General features: G+C 35.6%; 5 protein-coding genes. 1 reads left to right on the forward strand and 4 read right to left on the reverse strand.

Features of this window, described 5'->3' with window-relative positions; all coding sequences use genetic code 11:
• Window positions 1-43 precede the first annotated feature (43 nt).
• A complete protein-coding gene (locus AC973_RS08320; protein WP_048729520.1) occupies window positions 44-256 on the forward strand; it encodes a hypothetical protein in 213 nt (70 codons plus the stop codon).
• 218 nt (window positions 257-474) lie between these two features.
• On the opposite strand, the gene AC973_RS08325 is transcribed toward AC973_RS08320, so the two are convergent.
• The 4 genes from AC973_RS08325 to AC973_RS08340 form a co-directional block, all read right to left on the reverse strand.
• The gene (locus AC973_RS08325) at window positions 475-1,371 is read right to left on the reverse strand and encodes a macrolide 2'-phosphotransferase (RefSeq protein ID WP_225968969.1); all 897 of its coding nucleotides are present in this window, start codon (window positions 1,369-1,371) and stop codon (window positions 475-477) included.
• Window positions 1,372-1,456: 85 nt separating this feature from the next.
• Window positions 1,457-2,929 (reverse strand): ribosomal protection-like ABC-F family protein, encoded by a 1,473-nt coding sequence (gene abc-f, locus AC973_RS08330; RefSeq protein ID WP_048729524.1) that lies wholly within the window; start codon window positions 2,927-2,929, stop codon window positions 1,457-1,459.
• Window positions 2,930-3,323: 394 nt separating this feature from the next.
• Window positions 3,324-3,518 carry a hypothetical protein gene (locus tag AC973_RS08335; RefSeq protein WP_225968970.1) on the reverse strand — a complete coding sequence of 65 codons (195 nt, stop codon included), beginning with the start codon at window positions 3,516-3,518 and terminating at the stop codon, window positions 3,324-3,326.
• Window positions 3,519-3,538: 20 nt separating this feature from the next.
• Window positions 3,539-4,162 carry an HAD family hydrolase gene (locus tag AC973_RS08340; protein WP_048729527.1) on the reverse strand — a complete coding sequence of 208 codons (624 nt, stop codon included), beginning with the start codon at window positions 4,160-4,162 and terminating at the stop codon, window positions 3,539-3,541.
• Between the last annotated feature and the right edge of the window lie 210 nt (window positions 4,163-4,372).

Genomic DNA, 4,372 nt, shown 5'->3' on the forward strand with positions numbered 1-4,372 from the left:
GTGAATTAACCATATCAGAAAGGGGTTCTTTTTTCATCACCTAATGGGTGATGGACAAGATGGAAGTCAAGCTTACGTAGCAGTAGGCGACGTTGTTTACGATGTTACAGATGCAGAAGGATGGGAAGACGGTGTCCACGAAGGTGGAATCGAAGCTGGAAATGTTTATGCTGAAGAAGACTTCGAAGAATCTCCACATGGTACAGAAGTATTAGATAACGTACCTATTGTAGGTACAGTGGATCGTGGAGAATAACAAATAAAATATTGTTAGAACTGGGACAAAAATTTTCAGTTTCTGAATAAACAAAGAGGCGTTCAAAATCTAAATGATTTTGTGACGCCTCTTTTATTTTATCGATTCATTGGAACCTCGTAAGAACAAACTAAAGTAGCTGTTGTCTCAGCCACTTTTTCAGTTTCTTGTCTAATCGTTATACTCGGTGATTTGTCTACTTTTCTATTTCAAAATCTTTATTGCTCATGACTAAACATTTGTTTAGCTATTTGATCGTACTCTTCTAAACCAGATGTCATCGCAAATTCTGCAATTGTAATCCCTTGTGTAGAAAGAAGCTCCATAATATGCTGTTTCATCTTCGGCCATGTATAACCGCCCGCTTTATTATAAGCCTCAATTAACTCTTCCAGTTGATTTTCACTGAATAACATGTAAAATGCTGTGAAATCATTGGATACATCGGCAACTTTTGCTTCGGTCCAGTCAATTATTCCATTAATTTTAAACTGTTCATCAACCAGTGTATGTCCAGGGAACAGGTCCCCATGAATAAAGCCTGTTTCTTTTGGCCACATTTCTTCATCATCAATCCACTTCTGCCATCTTTCCCACAAAGACTTATTCACTTTATATCGATTATTTACTGTATCCATCCGTTCTTTCATGGATGTTTGAAGTTCTGCTGCAGACTGAACAGGAAGTCCTACTGCTTTGGCTTTTTCTTTAGAAGCGCCATGTAAAGTAGCAAGCGCCTTTCCTAAGCTTTGAATATAATTCTCTGGAACCTTTTTAATATCGAAGACCCAATCCTGTTCTTGTGTTTCTATATCCGTAGTGACTGCTGGTTTTCCCTCTAATTTCTTGTAGGCAATCAATTCTTCTGTAAAAATTTCCCAATTTGGAACTTGAAAATCACTATCCAACTCATTTACAAGATCAAGAATACTTTTTTCAATTTGTACTTTTTCAAATATATCTTTTCTTCTAGGAATACGAAGTACCCATTCTGTACCATTTTCATCTGTTCCAAATACAACTTGGAAGTCTAATCCCATATTAATAAATTCTAGTGACGTTTCATCGATTTCTAAATGATGATGTCTAGCTAATTTCAAAACATTATTTTCCATATCCATTCACTCCTATTCAGATTTTTTCCTTTTAACACCAGACGCTTAAAAATAGCCCCTCATTCAAAATAAGGGCATCATGAGCTTAGTACTCAACCAAGTTTAATCGTTGATCTCTTATCTCCCATATCTGTTCGGCCACTCGTTCCATAAAATATTTATCGTGTGAGGTAAACAGAATCGTACCTTTGTAACTTTTCATCAATAACTCCAAGGCTTCAATTGTTTGTACGTCAATAAAATTCGTCGGTTCATCTAAGATAAGGACATTACTTGGATCTGTAAATAACTTCGCAATGACTAACCGAGTAACTTCTCCACCACTCAAATCGACCACTGATTTCTTTACAACTTCTGTTTGATCAAAACCTAAGTTATTTAAAATGCCTCGAATAACCGGTTCCTCCAAATGTGAATCTTGTTTTAAATACTCTATCATTGTTTTGTCTTGTGATAGTTGGTAAGCCTTTTGTTTGTAAACGGAAAAGACGATTTTATTCGATAAGGTAATACCTTCCCCATCATTTACAATATACTCTAACAACGTTGATTTCCCAGACCCATTTGGACCAGTTATACCAATTCGTTTTCCTAATGGCAGTTGAAAACTCGCTTCGTCAAATAATACCTTAGAGCCCCTTTGAATCGTAACTTTGTGTCCCATAATCGGGAAGTCATTATGCATCTCTAAATTTTTAGGTTGTGGAAAGTTGATGACTTTTTCTTCCGCAACATTTTGAACCTCATCCAGTTGTTCTGCTCTTTTTTGTATGGCTTTCGCAGCTTTATGGGCTGCTTTTTGAACCGTATCTTTTTGTTTGGAAGAAGCCAGTCGATCAGGTTTTACAGCTTTGTTTTTCTGTTTAGTACTTACGCTGGCCATTTTTTCAACCTGCGCTTGTTTCTCTTTCGCCGCCTGTTCTAAACGTTGTTTTTCTTTTGTGAATTTTTCAAACGCATTTTGTTGTTCAATTAATTCTTGTTTTTTTAATGCTTGATAAGCAGAATAGTTACCTGGATAAACGGTCACTTTCCCGTTATTTACTTCCCAAATTGTGTCCACGACTTGATCTAAAAAGTAACGATCATGGCTAACTACAATCAGCGTACCATAATAGTATTTTAACTGATCCACTAGAAATTGAATGCCATCGGTATCTAAATGTGTAGTAGGCTCATCCATTAATAAGCCAAATTGGTACGTCGAAAAGTACTCTGCGAGGCGCAGCCGTGTTTGTTGCCCGCCACTGTAATTTTCAACTTCATGTTCTGGGAGATCTAAGCGCGATAAATACTCGGGGTCAATCTTCTCATAATCCGGCTTCATTCCTTCTTGAATTTGTTCATAATATTCAAAATAAATCGTACGATGAACTGTACCAATATCAGGTTTTAACTTTCCAGAAATAAGATTAAGCAAAGTACTCTTACCTTCTCCATTTCCACCAACGATTCCTATTTTTTCATTTTCGTAGACCTTCAATTCATCAATCGCTAAAATATCTCGACTCATAAAACTTTTTTCAACATTCTTTAATTCTAATACTAATTTATTCATGCTTTCTCACTCCTGTATATTTTATACCTGTTATAGCAACTTCATTTAGGCAATAAAAAATACAGGTCAAAGTCTTATCGGCTTTAATCTGCATAAATGATCTTATTATGAGCGTATGAAAAGACAGTTACCCCTCTATGGGTCAAACAACTGTACGTTTAATGAAAAGCCCAATACAGAAAACTTAAGCATGACAAAAAGGCCAATCTAATCGATAAGATTGATCTGCTTCTTATTGCCATCCTTAACGTAATCTCATTGAGTTAATCATTTTTTCAACGCTCCTCTGTTGTAATGTATTCATAATATATCACAACTGTTTTCGTTTCTCAAGAAACTCTTAAGAAAAAGTCTATTTCTACACCATTAAATATTATTCTTCGTCTTTATTTTTTTATTGTTTTTCTTTCTTTTCTACTTCTTTTTTATTGGCCCCTTCAAATGCAGCGCCTAAGGTAATTCCAATCCCCACAAATGCCATATTATCTAATGCAATACCTAGAGCGACGCCCAAGGTTATACCGATTGCCATTCCAGCACCTGTATATTTATAGCCTTTCTTTTTGTCTTTATCTTTTTTTGTCATCATAAAGCTCTTTAGAAAGTCTGTTATGTTTGTATCCAGTCTATAATATCTATTGGTTGTTTGAAAATATAATCTGCTGAGTCAAATTTTTCTGTTGTTTTTGCACCCCATAATGCAAGTCCGAATTTGATTCCTGCTGCTTTCGCACTTTGCATATCGTAGATTGAATCACCTATATATATTGTTTTGCTTGGTGGAGCATTTAGCCGCTCCATGCATGACAGCAACGGTTCAGGGTGTGGTTTGTGTTTCGTTGTATCATCCGCAGTAATCATCTCTTCAAAATACGAACTAAGCCCTAACGGATCAAAGGTATCAACCATTCCCTGTTTAGTTTTAGATGTAACAATGCCTAATTTGATTTTCCTTTTTCCTAAATGGTCAATGACAGTTTCTAAATCTGGAAATAATGTTGCATCCTTTGAATACTCTGTTTCCAATTGAGCCCATTTTGAATGAATGCGATCAACCTCTGGGATATTCAAGCGATTCAAAGTCCCTTTGCCCGGAATACCTAAAGCAAAGCGTAAATTCCCTAGTTTATACTGCCGTCCTTCTTCTTTTAGAGTTTGTTGCAGAGAATTTAAGACTGCTTTTTCCGTGTCTAAAATAGTTCCATCCACATCGAAAATGATATAGTTGTACATCTCAAGCCCCTTGTCTATTCTTTATTTTTAACAGTAAACATCTTTTTGGAGTCGCTGCATCGTATGCCATGTAGACATTTTGTTTATAGTATTTCGGTTAAGTTTAATAGTCCGACCTGAATAATTCATACCTCTAATTTCAGAGGCCAATTTATTATGTTTCTGTTATATTTTGCAGTTTTTCTATTATATACATTGAGATATTTCAAT

Origin of the sequence: Carnobacterium sp. 1290_CSPC (assembly GCF_001053265.1) — a bacterium.
Lineage (GTDB): Bacteria > Bacillota > Bacilli > Lactobacillales > Aerococcaceae > Aerococcus > Aerococcus urinaeequi.